The 24,787-nt window shown below is 75.6% G+C and carries 24 protein-coding genes and 1 pseudogene; 13 read left to right on the top strand and 12 right to left on the bottom strand.

The features are described from left to right. Positions 1-2: 2 nt before the first annotated feature. The gene (gene dhbC, locus ABZW10_RS11145; RefSeq protein WP_355362983.1) at positions 3-1,205 is read right to left on the bottom strand and encodes an isochorismate synthase DhbC; all 1,203 of its coding nucleotides are present in this window, start codon (positions 1,203-1,205) and stop codon (positions 3-5) included. A 241-nt stretch (positions 1,206-1,446) separates the two neighbouring features. Beyond that, positions 1,447-2,271 carry a 2,3-dihydro-2,3-dihydroxybenzoate dehydrogenase gene (locus ABZW10_RS11140; protein ID WP_355362734.1) on the bottom strand — a complete coding sequence of 275 codons (825 nt, stop codon included), beginning with the start codon at positions 2,269-2,271 and terminating at the stop codon, positions 1,447-1,449. Positions 2,272-2,585: 314 nt separating this feature from the next. Between ABZW10_RS11140 and ABZW10_RS11135 the strand changes: the two genes are divergently transcribed. From ABZW10_RS11135 to ABZW10_RS11125, 3 genes are all read left to right on the top strand, one after another. Beyond that, positions 2,586-3,824 carry an MFS transporter gene (locus tag ABZW10_RS11135; RefSeq protein ID WP_355362732.1) on the top strand — a complete coding sequence of 413 codons (1,239 nt, stop codon included), beginning with the start codon at positions 2,586-2,588 and terminating at the stop codon, positions 3,822-3,824. Positions 3,825-3,834: 10 nt separating this feature from the next. After that, positions 3,835-4,587 (top strand): TetR/AcrR family transcriptional regulator, encoded by a 753-nt coding sequence (locus ABZW10_RS11130; RefSeq protein WP_355362730.1) that lies wholly within the window; start codon positions 3,835-3,837, stop codon positions 4,585-4,587. An 89-nt stretch (positions 4,588-4,676) separates the two neighbouring features. Continuing rightward, positions 4,677-5,378 carry a siderophore-interacting protein gene (locus ABZW10_RS11125; RefSeq protein ID WP_355362728.1) on the top strand — a complete coding sequence of 234 codons (702 nt, stop codon included), beginning with the start codon at positions 4,677-4,679 and terminating at the stop codon, positions 5,376-5,378. Between the two features lie 7 nt (positions 5,379-5,385). On the opposite strand, the pseudogene ABZW10_RS11120 reads toward ABZW10_RS11125, so the two are convergent. Continuing rightward, positions 5,386-5,963 (bottom strand): annotated as a pseudogene (locus ABZW10_RS11120) (CYTH domain-containing protein). 75 nt (positions 5,964-6,038) lie between these two features. Then, positions 6,039-7,304, bottom strand: a complete 1,266-nt coding sequence (locus tag ABZW10_RS11115) for a CapA family protein (protein ID WP_355362726.1) — start codon at positions 7,302-7,304, stop codon at positions 6,039-6,041. Between the two features lie 257 nt (positions 7,305-7,561). On the opposite strand from ABZW10_RS11115, the gene ABZW10_RS11110 reads away from it, so the two are divergent. From ABZW10_RS11110 to ABZW10_RS11095, 4 genes are all read left to right on the top strand, one after another. Further along, on the top strand, positions 7,562-8,383 hold the full coding sequence (locus ABZW10_RS11110) for a universal stress protein (RefSeq protein ID WP_355362724.1): 822 nt from the start codon (positions 7,562-7,564) through the stop codon (positions 8,381-8,383). A 93-nt stretch (positions 8,384-8,476) separates the two neighbouring features. Next, a complete protein-coding gene (locus tag ABZW10_RS11105) occupies positions 8,477-9,679 on the top strand; it encodes a M48 family metalloprotease (RefSeq protein ID WP_355362722.1) in 1,203 nt (400 codons plus the stop codon). Between the two features lie 37 nt (positions 9,680-9,716). Beyond that, positions 9,717-10,139 (top strand): MarR family transcriptional regulator, encoded by a 423-nt coding sequence (locus ABZW10_RS11100; protein ID WP_355362720.1) that lies wholly within the window; start codon positions 9,717-9,719, stop codon positions 10,137-10,139. Positions 10,140-10,282: 143 nt separating this feature from the next. Then, positions 10,283-11,602, top strand: a complete 1,320-nt coding sequence (locus tag ABZW10_RS11095) for a PP2C family protein-serine/threonine phosphatase (RefSeq protein ID WP_355362718.1) — start codon at positions 10,283-10,285, stop codon at positions 11,600-11,602. 25 nt (positions 11,603-11,627) lie between these two features. On the opposite strand, the gene ABZW10_RS11090 is transcribed toward ABZW10_RS11095, so the two are convergent. Further along, on the bottom strand, positions 11,628-13,037 hold the full coding sequence (locus ABZW10_RS11090; RefSeq protein WP_355362716.1) for an ABC transporter substrate-binding protein: 1,410 nt from the start codon (positions 13,035-13,037) through the stop codon (positions 11,628-11,630). Beyond that, positions 13,028-13,672 (bottom strand): hypothetical protein, encoded by a 645-nt coding sequence (locus ABZW10_RS11085; RefSeq protein WP_355362714.1) that lies wholly within the window; start codon positions 13,670-13,672, stop codon positions 13,028-13,030. The genes ABZW10_RS11090 and ABZW10_RS11085 overlap by 10 nt, the downstream gene beginning before the upstream one ends. 139 nt (positions 13,673-13,811) lie before the next feature. Here ABZW10_RS11085 and ABZW10_RS11080 point away from each other — a divergent pair, with 139 nt between their 5' ends. From ABZW10_RS11080 to ABZW10_RS11060, 5 genes are all read left to right on the top strand, one after another. Then, the gene (locus tag ABZW10_RS11080; protein WP_355362712.1) at positions 13,812-14,426 is read left to right on the top strand and encodes a hypothetical protein; all 615 of its coding nucleotides are present in this window, start codon (positions 13,812-13,814) and stop codon (positions 14,424-14,426) included. Between the two features lie 12 nt (positions 14,427-14,438). Further along, complete coding sequence (locus tag ABZW10_RS11075) at positions 14,439-16,562, top strand: ABC transporter permease (protein WP_355362710.1); 2,124 nt, start codon at positions 14,439-14,441, stop codon at positions 16,560-16,562. Further along, entirely contained in the window at positions 16,559-17,323 is a 765-nt protein-coding gene (locus tag ABZW10_RS11070; protein WP_355362708.1) for an ABC transporter ATP-binding protein, read from the top strand. The genes ABZW10_RS11075 and ABZW10_RS11070 overlap by 4 nt, the downstream gene beginning before the upstream one ends. A 127-nt stretch (positions 17,324-17,450) precedes the next feature. Next, on the top strand, positions 17,451-18,152 hold the full coding sequence (locus ABZW10_RS11065; RefSeq protein ID WP_355362706.1) for an ATP-binding cassette domain-containing protein: 702 nt from the start codon (positions 17,451-17,453) through the stop codon (positions 18,150-18,152). Between the two features lie 249 nt (positions 18,153-18,401). Then, positions 18,402-18,581: a hypothetical protein gene (locus tag ABZW10_RS11060; protein ID WP_355362704.1), complete on the top strand. Its 180-nt coding sequence runs from the start codon at positions 18,402-18,404 to the stop codon at positions 18,579-18,581. A gap of 3 nt (positions 18,582-18,584) precedes the next feature. On the opposite strand, the gene ABZW10_RS11055 is transcribed toward ABZW10_RS11060, so the two are convergent. From ABZW10_RS11055 to ABZW10_RS11045, 3 genes are all read right to left on the bottom strand, one after another. Continuing rightward, on the bottom strand, positions 18,585-19,418 hold the full coding sequence (locus tag ABZW10_RS11055) for an SDR family NAD(P)-dependent oxidoreductase (protein WP_355362702.1): 834 nt from the start codon (positions 19,416-19,418) through the stop codon (positions 18,585-18,587). A gap of 95 nt (positions 19,419-19,513) precedes the next feature. Continuing rightward, positions 19,514-20,242 (bottom strand): MIP family channel protein, encoded by a 729-nt coding sequence (locus ABZW10_RS11050; protein ID WP_355362700.1) that lies wholly within the window; start codon positions 20,240-20,242, stop codon positions 19,514-19,516. Between the two features lie 172 nt (positions 20,243-20,414). Next, entirely contained in the window at positions 20,415-21,383 is a 969-nt protein-coding gene (locus tag ABZW10_RS11045) for an NADP-dependent oxidoreductase (protein WP_355362698.1), read from the bottom strand. A gap of 160 nt (positions 21,384-21,543) precedes the next feature. On the opposite strand from ABZW10_RS11045, the gene ABZW10_RS11040 reads away from it, so the two are divergent. After that, entirely contained in the window at positions 21,544-22,944 is a 1,401-nt protein-coding gene (locus tag ABZW10_RS11040) for a LuxR C-terminal-related transcriptional regulator (RefSeq protein ID WP_355362696.1), read from the top strand. Between the two features lie 131 nt (positions 22,945-23,075). Here ABZW10_RS11040 and ABZW10_RS11035 read toward each other — a convergent pair whose 3' ends face one another. The 3 genes from ABZW10_RS11035 to ABZW10_RS11025 all read right to left on the bottom strand — a co-directional run bounded on the left by ABZW10_RS11035 (position 23,076) and on the right by ABZW10_RS11025 (position 24,544). Next, positions 23,076-23,681, bottom strand: a complete 606-nt coding sequence (locus ABZW10_RS11035) for an XRE family transcriptional regulator (protein ID WP_355362694.1) — start codon at positions 23,679-23,681, stop codon at positions 23,076-23,078. Between the two features lie 102 nt (positions 23,682-23,783). Beyond that, entirely contained in the window at positions 23,784-24,407 is a 624-nt protein-coding gene (locus tag ABZW10_RS11030) for a restriction endonuclease (RefSeq protein WP_355362692.1), read from the bottom strand. Further along, positions 24,407-24,544, bottom strand: a complete 138-nt coding sequence (locus ABZW10_RS11025; protein ID WP_355362690.1) for a hypothetical protein — start codon at positions 24,542-24,544, stop codon at positions 24,407-24,409. The genes ABZW10_RS11030 and ABZW10_RS11025 overlap by 1 nt, the downstream gene beginning before the upstream one ends. Between the last annotated feature and the right edge of the window lie 243 nt (positions 24,545-24,787).

Raw genomic sequence — 24,787 nt, 5'->3', positions numbered from 1 at the left:
GCTCACCGCGGCACCCCCGCGGCGTCCAGGAAGGTACGGAACTTGGCGCTGGTCTCGGCGAGTTCGGCCTCGGGCCGGGACTCGGCGACGACGCCCGCGCCGGCGAACACCCGCAGCGTCCGCTCGTCGGCCTCGGCGCAGCGCAGGGTGACCACCCACTCGCCGTCGCCGTCCGCGTCGCCCCAGCCGACCATGCCCGCGTACAGGCCCCGGTCGAACGGCTCGATCTCGCGGATCGCCGCGCGGGCGAGCGGGGTCGGACTGCCGCAGACCGCCGGGGTCGGGTGCAGGGCGACGGCCAGCTCCAGGGCGGAGACCGCCGGGTCGGCCAGTTCGGCGGTGATGGTGGTGGCCAGGTGCCACATCGCGGCCGTACGCACCAGGGTGGGCCGCTCCGGCACGTCCAGGCTGCGGCAGTACGGGGCGAGCGCGGCGCGGATGGCGTCCACCACGAAGGCGTGCTCGTGCAGGTCCTTGGGCGATTCCAGCAGCGCGGCGGCGCGCCGGACGTCCTCGCCGAGGTCGGCGCTGCGCGGCACGGAGCCGGCCAGCGGGTTGGCGACGACGGCGGTGCCGTGGCGCGAGAGCAGCAGCTCGGGGCTGGCGCCGATGAGGGTGCGCCCGCCGCCGGCCGGAACACCGAAGGTGTAGCCGCCGGGGTCGCGGCGGGCGAGGCGCTGGAGGATCGCGGGCAGGTCGAGCGGGCGGTCGGCGTGCAGCTCCAGGGTGCGGGCGAGCACCACCTTGCTCAACTCGCCGTCCTGGAGCCGGCTCACGGCCTCGGCGACGCCGGCGCCGTACGCCTCGGGGGCGGGCACCGGGCGGACGTTCCAGTCGATCCGGTCGGCGGCCGGGGCGGGCAGGGCGATCAGCGGGTCGTCGCGCAGCGCGCCGCAGCCGCGCAGCCGGGCGGGGACGGCGAGTTCGGCCCGGCCGTCGTGGTCGAACGCCACCGCGCCCACCACCAGCGGGTGTTCGACGCCGTCCCGGCGGGCCCGGGCGAGGGTGTCGGCGACCCGCTCGGCCAGCGGACGCCCGTTCTGGGGCACCCGGGCGTGCACGCCCTCGGCGAGCAGCGTGCGGGTCGGGGAGGCGAAGAACGCCTCGTCGGGCGCGGCCCGATACTGGCCCAGCAGCCCGCTGGCCGCGCCGATGACGGTGTGATCCGTCCCGGCGGGGGCGTGGTGCACCGTGGTCACCTGGATTCTCCCAGTCTGCGAGTGGTCGCCGGGCGTCGCTGTTCGCGGCGATCGGCGGGTGGTGTGGTTCGGGGCGCGCCCCGGTAGGGGTGCGGTCCCCCGCGGGGGTGCGGTCCCCGGCAGGGGTGCGGGTCCGGGCGGGGCGGCGGGTCCGGGCGCCACTCCTCCCCGGTCGCGGCCCGCGCGACGGTCCGGATGCCCGGGCCGCCGGATGCCCGGACTGCCGGGCTGTCAGGACCGCAGGGTGTCAGGCGCGCAGAGTGGCGCCGCCGTCCACGTAGAGGTCGTGCATGGTGATGTGGCGGGCCCGGTCGGAGACCAGGAAGGCCACCGCCTCGGCGATGTCGGCGGGTTGGGCGATCCGGCCGAGCGGGATGCCGACCCGGTAGCCGGACAGGTCACCGTCGATGACGCGCCGTTCGGCGGCCGCGGCGTCATCGTGCCAGAGCGCGCGCTGCATCTCGGTGTCGGTGGAGCCGGGCGAGACGATGTTGCAGCGCACCCCGGAGCGGCCGAGTTCCAGGCCGAGACAGCGGGTGAACATGGTGGCCGCCGCTTTGGAGGCCGCGTAGGCGGCCATCCCGGTGCGCGGCACGCCGGCGGCGTTGGAGCCGACGGTGACGATGACGCCGCCGCCGCGCTCGGCCATCCGCCGCCCGACCGCGCGGGAGGCGTGGAAGACCCCGGTGGTGTTGACCGCGAAGGTGTCGGCCCAGTCCTGGTCGCTCAGCTCCGTCACCGGTGCAGCGCGCAGGATCCCCGCGACGTTCACCAGGACGCCGACCGGGCCGAGTTGATCCTCGACCAGGGCGACGGTGGACTCGACGGCGGCCGCGTCGGTGACGTCCAGCAGGTAGGGGTGGACGGGGCCGCCGGCGGCCGGGCCACTCGCGACCGGGTCGCCCGGCCGTTGCGCCAGTTCGTCCGCGAGGGCGGCGAGCGGGCCGGGGTTGCGGTCGGCCGCGGCGACGACGGCGCCGGAGGCGACGAGCGCGCGCGTCACGGCCGCGCCGATGCCCTGCCCGGCGCCGGTCACGATCGCGACGGCGCCGGCGAGTTCGGACTGCTGCACAGGAAATCCCCTCCGACCAGCAACATTAGGCAAGCCTAACCTAACACAGTTGTTCGGACCCGCCGAGAGGTCGGGCGAGGTCGGGCGACCCCTGCAGGGGCGTCAACTGCGGGCAGTGGCGCGGGTGGAGCGCCGAGCCCCGGCAGTCGATGTAGCTAGACGCAACGTTGCGTCCAGTGTTACGGTCGCGGCGTCGAATCGAGACGCAACGTTGCGTCCACTCTTGGCGCTCCACGCCACCGCAGTCTGAGCCTGCGCACCTCTGCGCCTTCACGCCTTCTAGCCCTCCCCGTCGCTTCACCCGAGGAGCACCCATGCCCTCCGCCCCGCCCCGACGCCCCGGCCGTCGCCTCGCCCCGGCCGCCGTCGCCCTCGCCTTCTGGGTCACCATGGCCGGCACCACCGTCCCGACCCCGCTCTACCCCCTCTACCAACAGGCCTTCGGCTTCTCGACGTTCACCGTCACGGTGGTCTTCGCCGTCTACGCGCTCGGCGTGGTCGCCGGACTGCTCGCCCTCGGCCGGCTCTCCGACCAGATCGGCCGCCGACCCGTCCTGCTGACGGCCCTGCTGCTCGCCGCCTCCGCCGCCGGGCTGTTCGAGGCCGCCGACTCGCTGCCCTGGCTGCTCGCCGCCCGGGTGCTGTCCGGCTTCGGAGCCGCCCTGGCCACCGGCGCCGCCACCGCCGCCCTGCTCGACCTCGCCCCGCCGGAGCGCCGACTGCGCGCCCAGACCCTGGCGCTCGCCGCCAACATGGGCGGCCTGGCCGGCGGCACCCTCCTCGCCGGCGTCCTCGCCGAATGGGCCGGCTCGCCGTTGCGCCTGCCCTGGACGGTCACGCTCGTCCTCACCGGTGCCGCCCTGCTCGGCCTGCTCGCCGTCCCCGAGACGGTGCCCGCCGAGCTGCGCGCTGCCTCCCGGTTCCGGCTGCGCCTCCAGCCGCTGCGCGTCCCACCCGCGATCCGCACCCAGTTCCTGCGCGCCGCGCTCGCCGGTGGCGCCGGATTCGCCGTCACCGGTGTGCTGACGGCGGTCAGCGGGCTCTTCCTGGCCACCGTGCTCCACCTGCACCACCACGCGCTGACCGGGCTCGTCGTCGCCCTGGCCTTCCTCTCCACCGCCGTCGGACAGCTCCTCGTCCGGGTCCTGCCGCCGGCCCGAGCGCTCCCGCTGGCCTGTGCCGGTCTGGTGCTGGCCGCCGGACTGGTCGCCGGAGCGCTGCTCGGCGGCACGCTGACACCGCTACTGCTCGGTGCCTGCGTCAACGGCCTCGCCACCGGCACGGCCATCGGCACCGGACTGGGCACCATCAACGGCGGGGTGGCGCCGCAGCAGCGCGGTGAGACGGTGTCCGCCTTCTTCGCGGTGCTGTTCACCATGCTCTCGCTACCGGTGATCGGCGTCGGCGTGCTGGTGCGGGTGACCGACCTGCGGACCGGCGGGGTCGCCTTCAGCACCGTGGTCGCCCTGCTGGCGCTGGCGATCGCGGCCGGGCTGGTGCGTCGGCCGCGCGGAGCCCGACAGGCGCCGACCACCCGCCCCGAGCGGGCGTGAGAGGATGGCCGTGCCCACCGCCACCGGCCCGCAGCGGCCCCCGGACAAGGACCGACCCGCCATCGCCGCCCAGCCCCGCCCCGCTACCGGAAGCCGCTCCGTCGACGGCCGGGCGAGCGCCGCCACCCCGGCGGGCAGCGGCAGCGGTTCCAGTACCGGTACCGGCAGCGGACGGCGCAGCGAGGCCGCGCGTCTGGCGGTGCTGAACGCCGCCGACGACCTCCTGGTGGAGGTGGGCTTCGAGGGCCTCACCATCGAGGGCATCGCCGCCGCCGCCGGGGTCGCCAAGCAGACGATCTACCGGTGGTGGAAGTCGAAGGTCGACATCCTCTTCGACAACCTCGTCCTGGACGCGGCCACCGCCCTGGCCTGGCCGTCCGAGACGCCTTCCGGCCCGGCCGACCTGCGCGCCTACGTCCACCGGTTCGCGGCCTTCCTCGGCACGGAACCGGCCGGCCAGGTCCTCCAGGCGCTCCTCGGCCACGCCCAACTGGACGTCCGGACCGCCGAGTTGCTGCACGGCGGGTTCCTGGACGAGCTTCGCGCCCGGGACATCGCGCACACCCGTGCCTGCCTCGGACCCGGCGCGGGCGCGGGATCGATCTCGGACACGGGCCCGGGTACCGACGAGAGCGGTACCGACGAGGCCGCCGTCCTGCTGGACGCCCTGCTAGCCCCGCTCTACCACCGCGCGCTGGTGCTGCGCCGCCCGCTGGACGCCGCGTTTGTCGACGCACTGCTCGACCAGCACCTCTCCAGCTGACCCACCCCTTTCCCAACTGCGCCGCGCCCGGCCCGTGTTCACCTCCGGGTCGACCGCCTGCGCGCACCGGATCCCCGCCAGGAGTCACCGTGTTCCGTCGCCACCGGCCGACCCACGACGTACGGGTCGTCGCCGTCGCCCCGCTCACGCCCGCCCTCGTCCGGCTCACCTTCACCGGACCCACCCTGGACACCCTCACCATCGAACACCCCACCCAGTGGGTCAAGTTGGACCTTCCCGAGGGCCACTCCCGGGCCTACACCATCCGCCACCACCGCCCCGCCGAGCGCGAGGCGGACATCGACGTCGTCCTGCACGGCAACGGCCCGCTGTCCCGCTGGGCCGAGGTCGCCCGCCCCGGCGATCCGGCCCGACTGGCCGGGCCGCGCGGCCGCCGCCCCTCCTTCGACGACGCCGGCCATGTGCTGCTCGCCGCCGACGAGAGCGCCCTGCCCGCCGCGCTCACCATCCTCGACGACCTCCCGGCAACTGTCCCGGTCTCCCTGTTCGTCGAGGTCGCCGACGCGACCGGGTCCGCCGTGCCACTGCCCGACCGGGTCGGCCTGACCGCCCACTGGCTGACCCGCGACCCCGGCCTGCCGAAGGGCCGCACGCTCTCGGACACCCTGCTCGCCGCCGACCTCCCGGCCGGCACCGCGGCCTGGCTGGCGGGCGAGGCGAACGCCGTGGCCACCGCGCGCCGCCACCTGCTGACCGACGGGGCGTTGCCGCGCGAACGCGTCCACAGCAAGGGCTACTGGAAGCACGGCGAGGCGGACCACAAGGATTGACGCTCCGTCATGCATGAGGCGGGCGCTGGCGGGCGGCCGCCACGGCGGCGGTGTACGACTCGACGGTCAGGTCGCTCTCCGGCACGCCGAGCCCGGCCAGCACCGCCCGGACGGCCACGAGCGCGGCGGGCAGCTCGCGTTCGTCCACCGCGGCCGTCTCGACCTCCAGGAAGACCCCGTCGAGCTCCGGCACCCGCACCAGGGTGGCGAGCATCCGGCGGCCCCGTGCTCGAACGCGTAGTTCCGGCACCGCTTCTCGAAGGCGAGGGCGGGCCGGTGGCCGAGGCCGCGCACGATCGCGTGCGCGGCCTCGGCGTCGGCCACCCGCGTCTCGTGTTCCGGCTTCGACCCGGACGCCTCGTCGACCCGGGCGTCCTTGTAGGTGAGCAGCACCGTCCGACCGCCGTCCGCGCCGGTCACCTCGCGGATCCGCAACTCGCGGTCGGCTGCGGAGAGCCGACCGTCAGCCGTGTCGTAGTAGGTGTCCCGGTACAGCTCGGCGCGCCCCGGCCCGTACGCCTCCTCCAACCGTCGCAGCACGGCGGCCGGTTCACGCACCACCGCCTTCAGCTCCGCCTCGATCACCGCTCGCCTCCGCGTTCCGTCGTCGGCCGGTCCGGCCCCAGGAAGGACACCGCGGGGATTATCGCCGTCCACCGCTCAGCGCGCAGCGGTGCGGGTGGGCGTAGGTGTCGGCGTGGGGGTGGGGGTGGGGGTGGGGGTCCGCGCGGTGCCCGAAGCGGTGCTGGTGCCGGACGCGGCGGCGGGGCCGGGAACGGGGGCCAGGCCGGTGCACCCGCGCAGGCCGTCGCGGCGCTTGAGGGCGGCGGTGGCGGCGGCGCCGGACTGCGGAACCGGCACGCCCTTGTCGTCGATGCTCGCCGGGGCGAACGCCTCGCCGAGCACCTTGCCGGCCGGGCTGACGGTCAGTGTGGTGACACCGGTCTCGTTGGAGTTGGCGTAGTTGGAGGTGCCGTACCAGAGGAAGTTGCCGAAACCGTACCCGATGTAGGTGTCCCCGATCATCCCGGCACCGAGCATGGTGTGCGCGTGCGTGCCGACCACGGCGGTCGCGCCCGCGGCGGCGAGCTTCTTGGCGATCGCGGTCTGCGCGGCGGTCGGGCAGGCCTTGCCCTCGTCGCCCCAGTGCAGGTAGACGAGCACCACCGGCGCCTGGCGTTTCGCCTCGCCGACCGCCTTGAGCAGCGCGGCGGTGTCCAGCGCCGAGGCGATGCCGGGCTTGTTCGCGCCGGCCCGCCACTTCTGGTTGGTGAGGTCCTCGACCTGGCTGGCCGCCACCACCGCGACCTTCACCCCGCGCACCGAGCTGACGTACGGGGCGTACGCCTCCTCGGAGTTGCGGCCGAAGCCGACGATCGGTACCGGCGAGGAGGCCTTCGCGGCGAGGGTGTCGGTGAGGCCGTCGGCACCGTAGTCGACGGCGTGGTTGTTGGCGAGCGAGACGACGTCGACGCCGGAGTCCTTGAGCGCGGTGAGCGCCTTGGGCGAGGTACGGAAGGTGTACGTCTTGGGCTCGGGGGCGCCGCGCTCGGTGATCGCGGTCTCCAGGTTGAGTACGGCCAGGTCGGCGGCGGAGAGGGTCTTGGCCATCGGGCCGAGCGCCGTCTCGGGCGGCTGCACGGAGAGCCGGGCCTCGGTGCGGCCCTCGAAGTGGACGTCCCCGGCGAACGCCACCGTGATGCTGCCGTCGGGACGGGGCGCCGCGGTGTCGCCGGACCCCTGGTCGCCGGGGACTGCGGAACCGTCGGACGCGCCGGGCGAGGCCTGGGCGGCGGCGGCCGCGTCGGCCGCGGCTTTGGCGGACTTCGAGGCCTTCACGGCGGCCGGGTCGGGGTCGTCCGGTCCGCAGGCGGCCACGGGTATCAGCCCGATCAGCAGGGCGACGGCGGCCGCGGCACGGCGCATGAGTAGCTCCCCCAAGGTCGATCCGGAAGCGGTCAGCCTACGCCACTCCCCCGCGCCGCCTTCGCCCCGCCTCCACAATCGAAACCCGCCCGTCGCCCGGCGTTCGGGGCCGCCCGCCCCGGGCCCGCGCGTCCCAACCCGCCGCCGCGCCTTGGCCATTCCGTCCCTGGCGCGGCACCCGGGGAGGCGCGCAGCGTGGAAGCGTGGAGGCCCCGCGAGGGTGCCGGGGCCGTGACGACAGGCGGGCGGTGTGCATCATGGCCGGCAACGGAACCACGGGCACCGGAACCACGGGCACCGGGACCATGAGCAGCGAGAGCACGGGCGGCGGGGCCACGGGCAGCGGGCGGCGGATCGTCGTGGGGATCGACGGCTCGGCGCCCTCGAAGGCGGCGCTGCGCTGGGCGGTCGCGCAGGCGGTGCTGACCGGGGCGACGGTGCACGCGGTGGCCGCGTGGGAGTACCCGTCGCTGTACGGCTGGTTCGCGCCGATGGTGGACGACGGCTTCGAGCAGTCGGCGCGCCGGACGCTGACCGCCGAGGTGGACGAGGTGATCGGTGCGCGGCGGCCGGTGCCGGTCACGGAGAGCCTGGTACTGGGGCACGCGGCCGAGGCGCTGCTGGCGGCGGCCGAGGACGCCGATCTGCTGGTGCTCGGCAGCCGGGGTCGCGGGACGTTCGCCCGGACGCTGCTGGGGTCGGTGAGCACACGCTGCGCCGTGCACGGGTCGTGCCCGGTGGTGATCGTCCGGGCGGACGGGACCGCCGCCGCGCCCGCGCCGCTCGCGGCGGCCGCCACGGCTTCGGAGGCGGCGGGCGGTGGCGAGACGGCCGTCCGCACCAAGGACTGGCAGTTGAGCCTGCATGTGGTCGAGGACCGCGACACCACCCGGGTGCACGCGGTGCTCGACGCCGACGGCACCGTGCTGCACAGCGACGCGCTGGCCCACCGCAATCCGCTGGACGCCCCGGCGCCGACGGTGGGCGACGACTTCGCGGTCGGCCGGGCGCTGGTCGACCTCGGCCACCAGCTGCTCCGCGCAGGCACCCACGGCGCCACGGGGTCCGCCGAGGAGTGACATGCTGACTACCGAAGGACAAGATGACCATCGACGGCCGACGCCTGACAGCTGACAGCTGACAGCTGACAGATTTCAGATGACGGATAACAGATGACAGATTCTGTCAGCCCAACTCCGGGCGGCGACCACCCCGCCCCCGCGCCCGACTTCACCCCCGCCCAGCGCGCCCGCGGCCGCGCGCTGCGCAGGAGCCAGCTCCCGTGGGCGCTCGGCGGGCGGCTCACCGGCCTGGCGCTGACCCTGGTTCTCGGCCTGACGCCCGCCGGCGCCGGGTTGGTCTCGGCGGTCGGCGGGTGGTTCGGCGGCTCGCGGACGGCGGAGGTGCTCGCCGGGGCCGCCGCGCTGGTGCTGCTCGGGCAGCTGGCGCAGCTGCCGTTCGGGGCGGGCGCCCGGTCGGTGCGGTCCCGGTTCGGCCTGGTCACCCAGGGCTGGGCCGGCTGGGCGGTGGACGTCCTGCGCGGGCTGGCGCTGACCCTCGCCCTCGCCCTCCCCGTGGCCTTCGGCCTCTACGCGCTCACCGACCGCTCGCCGGACCGCTGGTGGATCCCGGCGGCGGGCGCGGCCGCGCTGCTGACCGCCGCCCTCTCCTTCCTCTACCCCCTGCTCGTCGAGCCGGTGTTCAACCGCTTCACCCCGATGGAACCGGGCCCGCAACGCGAGGCGCTGCTGGGCCTGGCCGAGCGGGACGGCGTCCGGGTACGGGACGTCCTGGTGGCCGACGCCTCGCGCCGCACCACGGCGCTGAACGCCTACGTGTCGGGCCTGGGCGCGACCCGGCGGATCGTCGCGTACGACACGCTGCTGTCGACGGCCGACCCGCGCGAGGTGGAGCTGGTGGTCGCGCACGAGCTGGGGCACGTCAAGCACCGGGACGTGCTGACCGGCACGGTGCTGGGTGCGGTGGGCGCGGCCGTCGTGGTCGTGCTGCTGGGCCTGGCCTCCGGCTGGGACGCGCTGCTGTCGGCGGCGGGCGCGACGGACGCGGCCGATCCGCGGTCGCTGCCGCTGCTCGCGGCCATCGCCGCACTGCTGGGCGCGCTGTCCGGGCCGGTGCAGTGCGCGGTGAGCCGCCGGGTGGAGACCCGGGCGGACCGGCACGCCCTCGAACTGACCGGGGACGTCGAGCAGTTCATCGCGATGCAGCGCAGGCTGGCGGTCACCAACGTCTCCGACGTCGACCCGCCACGGGTGCTTGAGCTACTGTTCGCCACTCACCCGAGCGCCACCCGGCGGATCGCGGCCGCGCGCGCCTGGCGGTCCCGCCGCCCCTCCACCCCCAAACTCGTTGTATAGTGCAACAAAGTCCGAGACTCCGAGGAGGTAGGTCACCGTGCCCGACCGCGAGACGTCGATCGCCACCATCCAGCGCGAGCTGACCGCCTTCGCCCGCCGCGCCCGCCACAAGGCGTCCCAGCTTCACCCGGACCTCTCGCTGGTCACCTACAGCATCCTGGACCTCATCACCGAGCGCGGCGGCTGCCGGGCCGCCGACGTCGCCGCGCACTTCATGCTCGACAAGTCCACGGTGAGCCGCCAGGTCACCGCCCTGGAGAAGCTCGGGCTGCTGCGCCGCGAGACCGACCCGGAGGACCAGCGCGGGCAGATCCTGCTCGCCACCGACGCCGGGCTGACCCTGCTGCGCGAGGCCAACGAGCAGCGGCGGCTCTCCTTCGCCGCCCGCTTCACCGACTGGTCGGACGAGGACGTGTCCCGCTTCGCCGACTACCTGGCCCGCTACGGCTCGGAAGGCTGAGCGAAGGCCGAGCGAAGGCCGAACGAAGGCCGACCCGGCCGCCGACCGACCCAACCCCCGGCGGACCGGAGCGGATCGGACCGTCGCGGACCGCCGGCCGGCCCGGGGTGCGGCGGACCACCCGGACGGTGTACAGAGGAGAGGTGCCACCTCGGCAGCCTCCCCGCGAGCGACACCCCGGCGCGGGGCACCCCGACGACCGGCGTTCCCGCGACCGGCGCCGTTCCCTGCGGCCCGGCCGCCGGGCGATGACGGCGGTCCCGCTCGCACTGATCGTGCTGATCACGATGGTCGACGTGCTCACCCCGCCGAACATCCACCTGGGCCCGCTGCTGATCGTCGCCCCCGCGCTCACCGCCTCCGTCGCCGGTGCCCGGGCCACCGCCGTCGTGGCCGTGCTGGCGATCGCCGGGCTCACCGTCATCGGCACCCTGCGCGACGGCCTCACCACCGCCAACCACGAGACCCAGCTCGGCGCCCTGATCGCCGTCTCGGCCCTCATCGTGGGCCTGCGCGCGCTGCGCGACCGCCACGAGCGCCAACTCGCCCAGGTCCGTTCCGTCTCCGAGGCGGCGCAGCGTGTCCTGCTGCGCCCGCTGCCCGAGCGGATCGGCCCGCTGCGCCTGGCCTCGGTCTACCTGGCCGCCGAGGCGGAGGCCCAGGTCGGCGGCGACCTCTACGCGGCGGCCCGCACCACCGTCGGCACCCGCCTGCTGGTCGGCGACGTGCGCGGCAAGGGCCTGTCCTCGCTCGGCGACGCCGCGCTGCTGCTCGGGGCGTTCCGGGCCGCCGCGCACCTGCACGCCGACCTGCCGGGCCTGGTCGGCTACCTCGACGGCAGCATCGCCTGGGACCTCGCCCAGCTCGCGGAGCAGCAGCGCGCCCAGGACGGGGGCGCCGAGGAGCAGCCGCGGCTCCCGCCCCGGCTCCGGCCGGGCGCCCGTCCGCCGCCGCCCGGCGAGACGCCGGCAGCAACAACCCCCGCGGCCCCCGCAACCACGACGTCCACCGACTCCGAGTCCGCCGCCGCGGACGACGGCGGCGAGTCCTTCATCACCGCCCTCGTCCTGGACATCCCGGACGACGAGGCGGTGATCCGGCTGGTCGACTGCGGCCACCCGCCGCCGCTCCTGCTGCACGACGGCGTGGTCACCACCCTGGAGCCCGGCCGTACCGCGCCCCCGCTCGGCCTCGGCGAACTGGCCCCGGAGCCCTACTCGGTGGAGGAGTTCGCGTTCCTGCCCGGCGACCGGCTGCTGATCTACACCGACGGCGTGATCGAGGCCCGCGACGACGCGCGGCGCTTCTACCCCCTGTCCGAACGGACCGCCGAACGGACCGCCGCCCACGCCGCCGAGCGCCCGGCCGCCCTGTTGCACCACCTGCGCCGCGACCTGCTCGCGTACGTCGGCGGGCGGCTGGACGACGACGCGGCGATGGTCCTGGTGGAGCGCCTCGGCTGATCCATCACCGGGGGGGCCGGGCGGTTCACGGCTGATACGGCAGCTGCGGCACGTCGAAGCAGGTGGTGGTCATCGAGGCCACCTGGGTGACCCAGCCGCCGCGCCCGCCCTCGGCGGAGTCCTGCCAGCGGGCCGCGTTCAGGCAGGCCCGGGTGAGCCCGGTCGGCGGGGGCTGGGGGACGAACGAGGCGGGCAGGATCAGTCCGTGCGCGTCGTAGGGCTCGGGGCGGTTCATGAACCGTTCGACGCAGGCCCGGGTGAGGTCCGCGCCGCAGGAGTCCATCGCGTCGGTGAGCCACTGGGCGCCCGCCCAGCCCTCCAGTTCCCAGGCGGAGAGCAGCGGCTCGCGGTCCGGGTAGTAGCGCGCCATCGCCGCGCGGAACGCGCCCACCGCCGGGTGGCCGACGTCCTCGTAGTTGAGCGAGGAGGAGGTGGCCCAGAGCGCGTTGCGGCAGGTGGGCGAGGCCTGGTAGTCGGTGCGCACCGACTCCGACCAGTTCTGCACATTGGTCACCTTGGCGGTGACGCGGACCCCGGACTCGTCCAGGGAGCGGCAGAGCGCGGCGTTGCCCCGGGTGTCCATGGCGTCGAACAGCAGCTGCGAGCCGTCCGCCCGCACGGCCGCGGCCACCGCCTGGAAGTTCGGCAGCGCGAAGTCCACCGTCTGCACGAGCACCCGGTAGCCCTCGGCTTCCAGGCCGGCGCGCAGCTGGGCGGCGTAGCGGGCGGAGTCGGCCTGGTTGTAGGCGACCACGGCGGCGCTGGTCGCGCCCAGCCGCTGCTTGAAGAAACGGAACACCTCGGTGGACTGGTAGAGGGTGCCGTTCCAGCCGACGGCGTGCCCGTCGCGCGGCGCGCTGCTGCCGTAGATGCCGTACAGGTGCGGCCAGCGGTCGTACGCGGTGCCGATCGGCTGGCCGCCGACGTCCGGCACCGCCTTGCCGCTCACGTAGGGGGCGCCGGCGTAGTCGAGGACGCTGCCGGAGACGAAGGCGAGGACGTGCGACTGGTCGATCAGCCGGTGCACGCAGTCCTGGTTGCCGATGCCGCTGCCGCCGTCGTCGCAGGTGACGACCTTGACGGTGCGGCCGTGCAGGCCGCCGTGGTCGTTGAGGGCCTGGAAGAAGGCCTGGGCGCCGTAGCGCGGTCCGCTGAACACCTCGCTGCCGACGGGGCTGGTCAGCGAGGTGACGATGCCGACCCGGATCTCGGTCGGGGTGACGCCGGTGTCGGAGGCCGGGTTGCCGGCGGCGCTCCCGCCGGGCCCGGTCCCGGTGGCGCCCGCCGTGGTGGAGCGGGCGCCGAAGGCATCGGGCGGCAGGCGGGTCCCGCAGCCGGTCGCCCCGGCCGACAGCACGAGGCCGAGGACGAAGGTGAGGGCCAGGGCCGGGGCGGCGGGGCGCGGGCGCCGACGCGGGGCAGGGGTCAGCTGCATCCGGGGATCGGGGTGCCGGTGGCACCGGCGGCCTGGGTCAGCAGTCCGCAGAGGGTCGCGCGGGAGACCTTCCAGGTGCCGTTGTCCAGCACCGCCTGGCCGGTCGCGGCCGGTTCGACCACGTTGCCCTGGAGGGACAGCTCGTAGGTGACGGTGGCCTCGGTCGCGGAGGTGAACGCCACGTTCGTCACCTTGGCCTGCACCTGGCCGACCCGGGGGTCCTGGGCGAAGCCCTCCAGGACGGGCAGCAGCGTGTCACCGTTCTGGAGCAGCGCGGCCTTCTCGGGAATCGGGGTGGTCGGGTCGAAGAACTTCTGCCAGCTGGCGGTGATCTCGGTGGTGGCGGCCGCCGGGTCGGCGGGCGCGGTCGCCCCGGGGCTGGGGCTCGCGGTCCCGGTGGTCGTCGCCGTGGCCGTCGCGGTCATGGTCCCGGTCGCGGTCTCGGTGCCGGTCGCGGTGGCGGTGGCGGTCGCAGTGGCGGTCGCGGCGGGCGGCGACGGGCTCGCCGTCGAGGACTGCGACTTGCCGCTGCTGCAGGCGGCCACCGTGCCCGCCAGCAGCAGCGCGAGCAGGGCGCCCGCCGACCGCAGGACCGGGCCGGCGGCCCGCCGGGTACCGCGCTGCCTCACGTGCATGGTGTTCCTCTCGACGGCCGGGGCGGGCGGAACCGGCGGGCGCGCCTCGCGGGCGCCGCTCGGGCCGGTTCGCGCCGTTCCGGATGCTGTTCCAGGCCGATCCTGGAAACGTCGCAAGTGACACCATCAAGGCGGATCCATGGACGAATCGCAATCCGGGGCACAGGGGCGACCGAGCGGCACGAACCGCGCGAAAGGCGCGGCGGCGAGCGCGGTGCGCTCGGCCCGGGAGAACGGCGGGTGGGCCGGATGGGCGCTGGTCGCCGTGGGCGCGGTGCTCTGCGTACTGGGCTGGTACGGGGTGTCCGGCGAGCGTTTTGTCGAGGAGCAGGTCCCCTACCTGGCCTCGGCGACCGTCCCCGGGGCGGCGCTGATCGTGGCGGGCGCCGTCCTGGTCGCCCTGCGCCCGCCCGGGCGCGACCGCCCCGGACCACCACCGCCGTCCTCAGGGGCGCCCACGGCCACGGACCGCCGGATCGAGCACCTGTACGCCCTGCTCGTCGATCCGGCGGAGCCTGCCGACGAAGCGCCGGCCGCCGCCACCGGCGCCCCGCTGACCGTCCCCGGTGGCACGCTCTACCACCGCCCGGACTGCCCGCTGGTGGTCGGCAAGGCCGCCGCCGCGCCCGTCGACGCCTCCGCCGTCCGGGAGCGCGGGCTCACGCCCTGCCCGCTCTGCGACCCGGGTCCGGCCGGTGAGCCGTCCGACGGCCCCACCACCCGTCCGGGCGATCCGCGCCCGCCGACCGGCTGAGGCGGCGGGCCGATGACCGGGCTCGGTTCGGCAACTCTCGGCGCGGGCGCCCTCCACACGACCGGCCTCCACACGACCGGCCTCCACGCGATCCCGCGCGACGCGGCCGTGCTCCACGCGGCCGGTCTCGACTCGACCGGTCTCACCGTCGACCTCGCGCTCGCCGGTCTGACCGTCGGCAGCGCCGCCGCGCTCAGCGGCATCGGCCTGGTCGTCTGCCACCGCGCGACCGGTGTGCTCAACCTCGCCCAGGGCGCGCAGGCCATGTTCGTCGCCTATCTGCTGCGCGACCTGGTCGTCGTGCGGGGCTGGCCGGTCTGGCCGGCCGTGGGGTGCTGTCTGCTGCTGGTGGCGCCCGCCCTCGGCGTGCTGCTGGACGTCCTGGTGTACCGGCCGCTGCAACGGCGCGGCGCCGGACCGGCCGAGACGATGGTGGCCGGCCTCGGTGTGTTCGTGCTGCTCATCGGGGTGGTGGTGCTGGTGTGGGGGGCCGCGCCGGTGGGCGGCGCGCCTTCCCCGCTCGGCGGGGCGCCGATCGCGCTGCCGGGCGGGCACATGCTGCGCCCGGACACGGTGGCGCAGTTGGCCGCGATCCTGGTGCTCGCCCTGGCGGTCGGGGCGACGACCCGGTTCACGCCGTTCGGACTGGCGCTGCGGGCGGTGGTGGACGACCGGCGGCTCGCCGAACTGGCCGGGGTGGACGCCGACCGGGTGTCGGCGGCCGGGTGGGCGTTCGGCTCGTTCACCGCGGGGCTGGTCGGGATCGCGCTCGCGCCGTACCTGCTGCTCGACCCGTACGGGCTGCCGCTGCTGGTCATGGAGACGATGGCCGTCGCGGTGGCGGCCCGGCTACGGAGCATCCCGGTCGCGGTGGTGACCGGGCTGGGGCTGGGCGTGCTGCAGGCCGAGCTGACCCGGTTCCGGCCGGAGGGGCAGCTGCTGCCGCTGGTGCAGGCGGTGCAGGCGAACCTGTTCGTGGTGGCGCTGCTGGTCGCCGCACTGCTGGCCGGCCCCGGGCTCGCCGACGGGCGGGGGCGGCCGGACGGGTCGCCCGTCCCCCCGTGGGTGCGGGCGCGGGGCGGCGGGGGTGCCTGGGCGGCGCGGGCGGTCTGCCTGGTACTGCTCCTGCTGCCGCTCGGTTTCCGCGGCAACGACCTGCGCAGCGCACTGCTGGTGCCGGCGCTGGCTCTGGTGCTGCTGTCGATCGTGGTGGTGACCGGCTACGGCGGGCAGATCTCGCTGGGCCAGGCCGGGTACGCGGGGCTGGGGGCGCTCGGGACGGCGCTGCTGATGTCCGGGCGGATCCCCGGGCTGCCCGCCCTGCCGGCCGTGCCCGCTCTGCTGTTCGCCGTGCTCGCCACCGCGCCGCTCGGCCTGCTCACCGGCTGGCCGGCGATCCGGCGGCGCGGCCTGGCGCTGGCGCTGGTGACCTTCGCGGTCGGCACGACGCTCAGCCGCTTCGTCTTCCAGCAGCCGTACGCCACCACCGGGCTGGTCCTGGACCGGCCCGCGTTCCTGGCGGGCGACCGCGCGTTCTACGTCGCCGAACTGCTGCTGCTCGGGCTCGGCGCGGCCGTCGTGCGGGCCCTGCACGGCGGGCGCACCGGGCGGGCGCTGAGCGCGATGCGCGACCACGAACCGGGGGCCGCCGCGGCGGGGGTGAACGTGCCGGGGCTCAAGCTGTTCGCCTTCGTGGTGGGTGCGGCGCTGGCGGCGCTCGGCGGCGGTCTGATGGGCATGGCCGGGCGCGCGTTCGACCCGGCGGCGTTCGACCCCGTGCAGGGGCTGCTCTGGTTCGCGGCCGTGGTCGTCGCGGGCGCGGACAGCGCGTTGGCGGCGGTCCTGGCGGCGGCGCTGCTCACCGGTCTGGACGCGGGCACGGTGGCGGGGGTGTCGGCGGTCGCGGTCGGCGTGCTGGCGGCGGCGATCGGCCGTCTGCCGGGCGGCCTGGCCGGCCTCGCCGCGGCCCGGGCAGCGGTGCGGCCCGGCGCCCCGTCGGCGTTGTCGGCAGCGGCGCCGCCCGGGCCCGCCGGCCGACTGTCCCCGGCGGGGCGGTCGGTGCGGGCGCTGATCGCGGCCCGCCGGACGGCCGGGGGCGAGGCGCCCGGGGAGGCTTCCGGAGAGGCCGGGCCGTGACCGGGCCGCGTCGCGCCGTCGCGCCGTCGGCCGGGGTGCCCGCCGCCCGGCTGACGGCCCGCGGGGTGGTGCGGCGGTACGGGGGGATCGAGGCGGTGGCGGGGGTCGACCTGGTCGCGGAGCCGGGGCGGGTGACGGCGCTGATCGGGCCCAACGGGGCGGGGAAGAGCACGCTGTTCGACTGTCTGGCCGGGACCGCCCGCCCGGATGCCGGCCGGGTGCTGCTGGGTGGCCGGGACGTCACCCGGCTCCCGGTGCACCGGCGGGTGCGGCTCGGGCTGGCCCGCACCTTCCAGCAGATCGCCGTGTTCCCGACGCTGTCGGTGGCGGACAACGTCCGTGTCGGCGCGGAGCAGCAGCGCGCCGGTGCCGAGCGGCGCTCCGGCGCGGCGGACGGCCGGACGGCGCGGGCGCTCGCCGTGTTCGGGCTGGGCCCGGTGGCGGCGGAGCCGGCGGGCGGGCAGCCGACGGGCGTGCTGCGGCTGGTCGAACTGGCGCGGGCGCTGGCCGGTGAGCCGCGCGTCCTGCTGCTGGACGAGCCGGCGGCAGGCCTGGACTCCGCGCAGACCGCCCGACTGCTCACCGTCCTGCGCGGTCTCGCCGACGACGGCATGGCCCTGCTGCTGGTCGAGCACGACCCTGACCTCGTCGCCGAACTCGCCGACACCGTCTACGCGATGGCCGACGGCCGGATGGTGGCGGCCGGCCCGACGGCGGCGGTGCTGGCCGACCCCCGGGTGGTCCGCGCCTGGGGCCGGTGACGGGACGGATGACAGGTGACAGCTGACAGATTTCAGATAACAGATGACAGCTGACGGATGACAGATATCAGATGACAGATTTCCAATTCCCAACCCTCAACCCGTACTCGACCCCCGGGAGCGCCGCATGCCCGTCGAAGTCGCCCTGCTGGGCGTGAGGGTGCGGTACGGGCCACTGGAGGCCCTGCACGGCGTGGACCTGGCCGTGCCCGCCGGACGGGTGACCGTACTGCTCGGCCGCAACGGGTCCGGCCGCACGACCGTGCTGCACACGCTGGCCGGGCTGGTGCGGCCGGCCGCCGGGCGGGTGGTGTGGCGGGGGCGGGACGTCACCGCGCTCGGCGTGCACCAGCGGGTACGGCTCGGGCTGGCGCTGGTGCCGGCGGAGCGGGCCGTGTTCGCCTCGCTGACCGTCGCCGAGCACCTCGCCCTCGGTGCCCGCACCCGGGGCGGTCCCGCGGAGGAGGCACTGGAGCTGTTCCCCGAGCTCTCCGCCCTGCTCCCCCGGCGGGCCGGGACGCTTTCCGGAGGCCAGCAGCAACTCGTCGCCGTGGCACGGTCGTTGACCGCTTCACCGTCGCTGCTCCTGCTCGACGAACCGGACCGGGGGCTGGCCCCGGCCGCTGCCGCCCGACTGCACGCACACCTGCTGGCCTCGGCCGCCGCCACCGGCCGGACGGTGGTGCTGACCGCACAGATGCTCCCCACAACGCTGGCCGAGGCGGCGGCCGTGCACGTCCTGCACCGGGGCGAGGTCACCTTCTCCGGGGAGCCCGGCGAGCCCTGGGAGCCCGGCGAGCCGAGAACGGCTCCGGACGCGGCCCGGTGATCACCTCGCCCGGCGCGGCGGCGGCCACGATCTCGTCCAACAGCCACCGCACCTCGGCGAGTTCACGGATCACCCCGGTGATTGCGGGCGCGCTCGCGGGCCAGGCCGTCGAGGAGTTCGGGGCAGGTCGGACCGGGCGGGCGCCGACCGGCGCGCTGCTCGACCTGTTCTGGACGACCGCGCACCGCTATCCGCACCGAGGGCCTCTCGGCCGCCGAATTCGCCCCGCATGCCCAGGGGTTGCCGCGCATGCTGCCAGCGCTACTGGCCGACTGGGCGCGCCGGGCCGGCGAGGGCCGCCACCCAGGCGACCGGGTCACCGTCGCCTCGACCACCACCGGGCCGGCGGTCGCGGACAGTCGCGGGCGGAGGGTGTCACCGCGCTCGCTGAAGCGGCCCACGGGACCGCCCGCGGCACCGGGCCGCTGAGCGTCACTGGGCGAGGTAGCCGCCGTCCACCGGGAGGACGGCACCGGTGATGAACGACGCCTCGTCGGACGCAAGGAAGAGGACGGCGGCGGCCACCTCCCCGGGGGAACCGAGGCGGCCCATCGGGTGGAACCGCTCGATGGCGGCGAGGTACTCGGGCCCGCCGGGTTCGTCCCGCAGGCGGGCCACCCTCTCGGTGGTGATGGTGCCGGGAGCGACGGCGTTGACCCGGATGCCCCGGTCGGCCCACTCCACCGCGAGGTGCTTGGTCAGGCCGGAGGCGACGAACTTGGCGGGACCGTACACGGCCTGGGCCCGCTGCCCCGCGACGCCGGAGACGGACGAGACGCAGACGATCGCACCCCCGCCCCCGGCCCCGCCCCCACCCCCCTCCCCGCCCCGGTCGCGACCGGCGGCCGGGGCCATCGCCTCGATGGCGTACTTGCAGGTGAGGAACATGCCCCGCCCGTCGACGGCCATCACCCGGTCCCAGTCGTCGGCGCCCGCCTCGGTGATCTCCAGCAGCGGGCTCACCCCCGCGTTCGCCACCAGGACGTCCAGCCGGCCGTGGCGTTCGACGGCGGCGGCGATCATCCGGCGGGCGTCCTCGTCCCGGGAGACGTCCCCGACCACCGTGGTGACGGCCTGCGGCAGCTGTTCCGCCAGCCGCCGCAGGCCGTCACCGTCGAGGTCGGTCCCCACCACCGACGCCCCCTCGCGGGCGAAGAGTTCGGCGACGGCGCGGCCGATCCCGTTCGCGGCGCCGGTGACCACGCAGGACTTCCCCGCCAGTCGCCCGCCGCGCCCCCGGGCCGCCGCGATCCCCACGTCATCCATGACACCGGACTGTAGCTGCCCGGTCTCGAACAGTGAAGTCGGCGCCGTCCCTGGCGCCGACTCCACCGATTCGCCGGCTCCGCCGACTCCGTCGACTACGCCGCCGCCCGGGCGTCCGTGGCGAGCGCCTCGGCGACGGGAAGGTTCGGCTGCGGGTGGGTGAGCAGGTGCACACCGGCCGCCAGGGCGCCGCCGACCAGCGGCGCGAGGAGGAACAGCCACAGCTGCGAGAGTGCCGGGCCGCCCGCGAACAGGGCCGGGCCGAGGCTGCGGGCCGGGTTCACCGAGGTGCCGGTGAGCGGGATGCCGACCAGGTGCACGACCACCAGGGCCATGCCGATCGGCAGCCCGTCGAAGCCGGTGGCGGCAAGGCGGTGGGTGACCGCGAGCACCACGTAGACCAGCAGGAAGGTCAGCACGACCTCGGTCAGGAAGGCGCCGCCGGCGTTGATGTGGACCTGCGAGCGGTCACCCCAGCCGTTGCTGCCGAGCTTGCCGTGGGTCTCCAGACCGGGGACCTGCTTGGCGAGCAGCAGCACCAGCGCCGCACCCGCGATGCCGCCGAGCACCTGCGCGACCCAGTACGAGACCGCCGTGCGGCCGTCGATCCGGCGGGCCAGCAGGAAACCGAGCGTCACCGCCGGGTTCACGTGGCAGCCGGAGATCGGCCCGATCGCGTACGCGAGCGCGAGCAGTACCAGGCCGAAGGCGAGCGCGATGCCCACCGAGCCGATGGCCTCCCCGGCCAGCACCGCCGCGCCCACCGCCAGCAGCACCAACAACAGCGTTCCGAGGAATTCGCCGACCACCGCTCGCCTGTCCATCCGGGTCCTCCTGACCTCGTCCGCGCGGACGGCCTGGTGCCGCCCGTCGCTCCGGTCGACCCTCTGCACTCGAATGGGCGAGCGCATGTCGGCCGACCGGCTGATCCCCGTGATCGCGGGGATTCCGAGCGTCGGATTATTCCAAAGGAGTGAAAATCAGACCAATCCGGACTTAGCTCACCATCAGGACGATCTTCCCTCGCAGGTGGCCGCGCGCGCTCTCGGCCTGCGCCTCGGCCGCCTCCGCCAGCGGCCGCACCCGGTGCAGCGGCAGAGTCAGGTCGCCCGCCTCGAACAGCTCGATCGCGCCGTTAAGCGCCGGGCGGTCGTAGGTGGCGGTCGCCTCTCCACCGGTGAAGCGCACCCCGTGCTGCTCGGCGCCCTGCCAGTCGGCGATGGTCAGCACCCGCTCCGCTCCGCCCGCCAGCTCGACCGACAGCGGCAGCACGCCCGACCCGACCGCGTCCAGCACCCGGTCCACACCCCCGGGTGCGGCGGCGCGGACCCGCTCGGCCAGCCCCTCGCCGTACACCACCGGCACCGCGCCCAGCTCGCGCAGGTACGCGTGGTTGGCCTCGCTCGCGGTGCCGATCACCCGGATCCCCCGGGCCCTGGCGAACTGCAGCAGCACCGTGCCGACGCCGCCGGCCGCGCCGTGCACCAGCAGCGTGTGGCCGGACTCGACGCCCAGCAGGTCGAGCGAGCGCCAGGAGGTCTCGGCGGCCACCGGGACCGCCGCCGCCTGCGCCCAGCCGAGAGCGGCCGGCTTGCGGACCAGCCGGTCCGCCTCCGCCAGCACGTGCTCCGCGTACCCGCCGCCGTGCACCGCGCCGAGCACCTCGTCCCCGGCCCGCCACTCGGAAACGCCCGCGCCGACAGACTCCACCACGCCCGCGACCTCGTAGCCGAGGACGGCGGGGAAGGTGACCGGGAACAGCGCGGTCAGCGCGCCGGAACGCACCTTGTGGTCGAGCGGGTTGACGCCGACGGCGCGCACCGCGATCCGCACCTGGCCGGGGCCGGGCGGGGGCAGCTCGACCGAGATCGGCCGCAGGACGTCCACACCGCCGTACTCGGTGAAGCCGATGGCCTTGGTCGAGAGGGTGCCCGTACCCGCAGCCGTGCCGGAAGGGTTGCTCATGGGAATGCCCACCGTTCCTTCGTTCCTGGGGACTTGGCTCGTCCCGGTGACGACTCCAGCCTGGTGCGGGCGACGCCCCCGGCCGCCCCGCCGTTCGGACGGTTCCACCCGTCCGTTCGGCCAGGCCGGGGGCGGACCGGAGCGAACTACGCTGGTCGGCATGGTGGAGAAGGTGCACGGCGACGACGGACACGGCGACGACGAGGCGGCGGGGGCCGACGGGTGGTCATGGGACGACCCCGAGGGCGCGTTGGCCCTCACCGCCGAGGTGCTGCGCACGCCCCGGTCACGGCTGATGCCGCGGATCTCCGAGGTGCTCGCCGGCCTCGTCCCGCACATCGCGCTGGCCCAGCTGAGCGGGATCTGCACGCACTCCCCCGCGAGCGCGTCGGGACCCGAGGAGCTCTCCGCGCGGATCACCGGCGCGGAACTGGCCCGGCTCGGTGAGCAGGTGACGCCCGGCCGGCCCTGGCAGGGCGAGGCGGTGCTCGCGGGGCGCCCGCGCCCCGCGGTGGCCGTGGCGGCGGCGCCGACCGGCAGCAACGGGGCGCTGCTGGTCCTGGTCCGCGCCGACTCCGGACCGGGGGCCGACCGTTCTCCGGCGCCGCTGCCCGAACAGCCGCTGCGCGTGCTGCAGCAACTGTGGGAACTGCTGACCACGCACTCCCATCACCGGGCCGTCGACGCCGCCCCCGTGCACGCCTCCGCCTCACGCGCCTCGGCGAGCGCCCGGGCGCGCACCATCGCCGAACTCGGCAGCGCGCACGCCTCCGCGCTCGCCGCGATCCTCGCGCCGTTGCGCTCCGCCGCCCTGGACGACGCCACCGCCCGGCGCAGCGCCACCGACCTGGCCGTGACCGCGCTGCTCGACCTGCGCGGAGCCTCCGACCGCGACCGCGAGCTGAGCGAGGAGCCGGCCGCCGTCGCGTTCGCCCGACTCGCCGACGCGGTCCGGCCGCTGCTGCGGCACAGCCCGGTGCGGCTGGACCTGCTGGCCCCGGCCGAGAGCGACCGGTCGGTGCCCGTCGACACCGCGCACGCCGCCCGCGCCGCCGTGCGCTCCACCGTGCTCGCCATGCTGGAGCAGGAAGGGCTCGGCCGCCTGCACGTGCGGTGGCAGTTCGTCGGCGACGGCCTGCGCGTGGTCGTCCGGGACGACGGCCCGGGCCTGCTGACCGCCGACGCGCTGGCCGTGCACCGCACCGCCGACCGGATCGCCGCCCTGGCCGGCCGCCTGACGATCGACGCCGTCCCGGGCTGGGGCACCACGGTGACCGCCGACCTGCCCCTGCACGCCCCGGAGGCTTGCACGTCCACTGCCGCCGACGACCCGCTGGAGGGCCTGCACCCGCGGGAGTTGGAGGTCCTGGACCAGCTCGCCCGGGGCCGGCGCAACCGCGAGATCGCCCACGCCCTGCACATCAGCGAGTCCACGGTGAAGTTCCACGTCGCCAACATCCTGGCCAAGCTCGACGTCGCCTCCCGCGGCGAAGCCGCCGCCCTCGCCCACCGCGCCGGCCTCCCGACCCCGTCCCCCACCCCCCTCCACGCCGCCTCCTGACCCCCAACGCCGGCAGCACAGGAAGTCGGACCCGCCGACGTCCCACTCCCCCGGTCCCGGTCTGGGCCGGCGGGACGCCGACGGGGCGGCGTGGGCGTTGTCGGCTCGGGTGCCGGGGTGTCCGTCCCCGCTCAGGGTTCCTTCGTCCCCTTCGGGCGGGTGCGGGCACGCAGGTGGAGGCGTTCGCCCTGCTTGCCGAAGAGGCTGAGGACTTCGACGTCGCCGTCGCCGGTGGAGCCGAACCAGTGCGGGTTCTGGCAGTCGAACTCGGCCGCCTCGCCCGGGGCCAGGACGACGTCGTGTTCGCCGAGCAGCAGCCGCAGGCGGCCGGAGAGCACGTAGAGCCATTCGTGACCGGTGTGGGTGGCGAGTGAGGGGGTCTGGTGGGCCGCCGGAATGGTGATCTTGAACGCCCGGGGTTCGGTGCGGTGGCGGGAGAGCGGGACGAAGGTCCGTCCGTCGGCCCGGGCCGGGTGCTGGTGGACGCGCGGGTCCTCGATGCGCGGGGCGGCGACGATCTCGTCGAGCGGGACGGCGAGGGCGGCGGCGATGGGCAGGAGGAGTTCCAGGCTGGGCTTGCGCTGCTCGGACTCCAGCCGGGAGAGCGTGCTCTTGGAAATGCCGGTGGCCTGGCCCAGTTCGGTCAGGGACATGTTCTTGCGCTCGCGCAGGCGGCGCAGCCGGGGGCCGATCTGGCGCAGGGTGGCGGCGATCTCGGGGTTGGCGTCCTGGTCCATACGGACGATCGAAGCAGGCCGTCCCGGTTCCGGCAACGCGGCTTCCCGGGAACGGGAGGGGAAAGGAAGGGATCGAGGAAGAGGGAGGGAGGAAGAGCAAGGTCAGAGCGGGCGGCGCGGCAGTGGCAGCAGGTGGTGCAGCGGCCGACCGACCGCCGCCCAGCTCTCCAGCCGGGCGCGGTCGACCCAGTGCACCCCGTACTGGTCGCCCCAGGCCATCGCGTCGCGGGTGAGGCCGCCGTTGGTGACCACCACGGCGACGTCGGCGCCGTGCACGGGGCCGGCGGTCCCCTTGACCTGGTACATCACCTGCACGCCGACCTTGGCGCCGACGGTGGTGTGCTTGGCCTGGAGGACGATCCGGCCGTGCCGGGGGTGGTGGCCGATCACGTCGGCGGCCTGGTCGCCCTGCCGGCCGACCTGGTCCGCCGTCCAGCCGTCCCGGACCAGCAGGTCGCGCAGCGCGCACTCGAAGTCCTGGTCGCCCATCGCGTCCACCTCGGCGAGGCTGAGACGCAGGCCGGCCAGCCGTTCGGTGCGGGTGCGCTCCAGCATCGGGCCGCAGACGGCGCCGGCGAGCGCGAGCGCGGCGACCGCCGCGAGGAACACCCAGGAGCGCAGCAGCGCCTGGGTGATGCCGAGCACCGCGACCGCGACCGCCGCGGCGACGAGCGCCGCCGCCAGCCGCTCCACCGGGCCGCGCGGTTTGCGGAAGGGCGGGGCCATCAGGGCGCCCCCGCGATGGAGGACGCCGACGCCTCGGCGGACGCGGCGGGCGCGGCGGGCACCGGCCCTGCGGCGTCGTCGCGGTAGCCGACGAAGTGCCCGTAGAGGTAGCACACCGCGACCGCCCCGGCGAGCACCCACCCGCTGGTCCGCCGCCCCGCGCCGCCACCGTTCCGGCCGCCTCCGCTGCCTCCGCCGCCTCCGCCCGATCCGGGTTTGCGCCGGAGATGGGCGCGCACCCTGACCCACTCACCGCCACCTGCCATTCCTGCTGCCTCCTTCGCCACAACGGCCCGCACCGCACCGGCCTTCGGTGTCGCAGCCTTCGGTGTAGCAGCGGCGGCCGACAGCGGCGGGCCGTTGTTCGCTACGCGCACCGC

Source organism: Kitasatospora sp. NPDC004723, from assembly GCF_040609255.1.
Classification (GTDB): domain Bacteria; phylum Actinomycetota; class Actinomycetes; order Streptomycetales; family Streptomycetaceae; genus Kitasatospora.
This window is presented reverse-complemented; position numbering and strand designations above follow the sequence as displayed.

What these genes read in the sequence shown, in the direction of transcription:
- ABZW10_RS11135 (WP_355362732.1), top strand. Translation starts at nt 2,586, where the DNA reads ATGCCCTCCGCCCCGCCCCGACGCCCCGGCCGTCGCCTCGCCCCGGCC.
- ABZW10_RS11115 (WP_355362726.1), bottom strand. Translation starts at nt 7,304, where the DNA reads ATGCGCCGTGCCGCGGCCGCCGTCGCCCTGCTGATCGGGCTGATACCC.
- ABZW10_RS11110 (WP_355362724.1), top strand. Translation starts at nt 7,562, where the DNA reads ATGGCCGGCAACGGAACCACGGGCACCGGAACCACGGGCACCGGGACC.
- ABZW10_RS11105 (WP_355362722.1), top strand. Translation starts at nt 8,477, where the DNA reads ATGACAGATTCTGTCAGCCCAACTCCGGGCGGCGACCACCCCGCCCCC.
- ABZW10_RS11090 (WP_355362716.1), bottom strand. Translation starts at nt 13,037, where the DNA reads ATGCAGCTGACCCCTGCCCCGCGTCGGCGCCCGCGCCCCGCCGCCCCG.
- ABZW10_RS11085 (WP_355362714.1), bottom strand. Translation starts at nt 13,672, where the DNA reads ATGCACGTGAGGCAGCGCGGTACCCGGCGGGCCGCCGGCCCGGTCCTG.
- ABZW10_RS11080 (WP_355362712.1), top strand. Translation starts at nt 13,812, where the DNA reads ATGGACGAATCGCAATCCGGGGCACAGGGGCGACCGAGCGGCACGAAC.
- ABZW10_RS11075 (WP_355362710.1), top strand. Translation starts at nt 14,439, where the DNA reads ATGACCGGGCTCGGTTCGGCAACTCTCGGCGCGGGCGCCCTCCACACG.
- ABZW10_RS11065 (WP_355362706.1), top strand. Translation starts at nt 17,451, where the DNA reads ATGCCCGTCGAAGTCGCCCTGCTGGGCGTGAGGGTGCGGTACGGGCCA.
- ABZW10_RS11060 (WP_355362704.1), top strand. Translation starts at nt 18,402, where the DNA reads ATGCTGCCAGCGCTACTGGCCGACTGGGCGCGCCGGGCCGGCGAGGGC.
- ABZW10_RS11055 (WP_355362702.1), bottom strand. Translation starts at nt 19,418, where the DNA reads ATGGATGACGTGGGGATCGCGGCGGCCCGGGGGCGCGGCGGGCGACTG.
- ABZW10_RS11050 (WP_355362700.1), bottom strand. Translation starts at nt 20,242, where the DNA reads ATGGACAGGCGAGCGGTGGTCGGCGAATTCCTCGGAACGCTGTTGTTG.
- ABZW10_RS11045 (WP_355362698.1), bottom strand. Translation starts at nt 21,383, where the DNA reads ATGAGCAACCCTTCCGGCACGGCTGCGGGTACGGGCACCCTCTCGACC.
- ABZW10_RS11040 (WP_355362696.1), top strand. Translation starts at nt 21,544, where the DNA reads ATGGTGGAGAAGGTGCACGGCGACGACGGACACGGCGACGACGAGGCG.
- ABZW10_RS11035 (WP_355362694.1), bottom strand. Translation starts at nt 23,681, where the DNA reads ATGGACCAGGACGCCAACCCCGAGATCGCCGCCACCCTGCGCCAGATC.
- ABZW10_RS11030 (WP_355362692.1), bottom strand. Translation starts at nt 24,407, where the DNA reads ATGGCCCCGCCCTTCCGCAAACCGCGCGGCCCGGTGGAGCGGCTGGCG.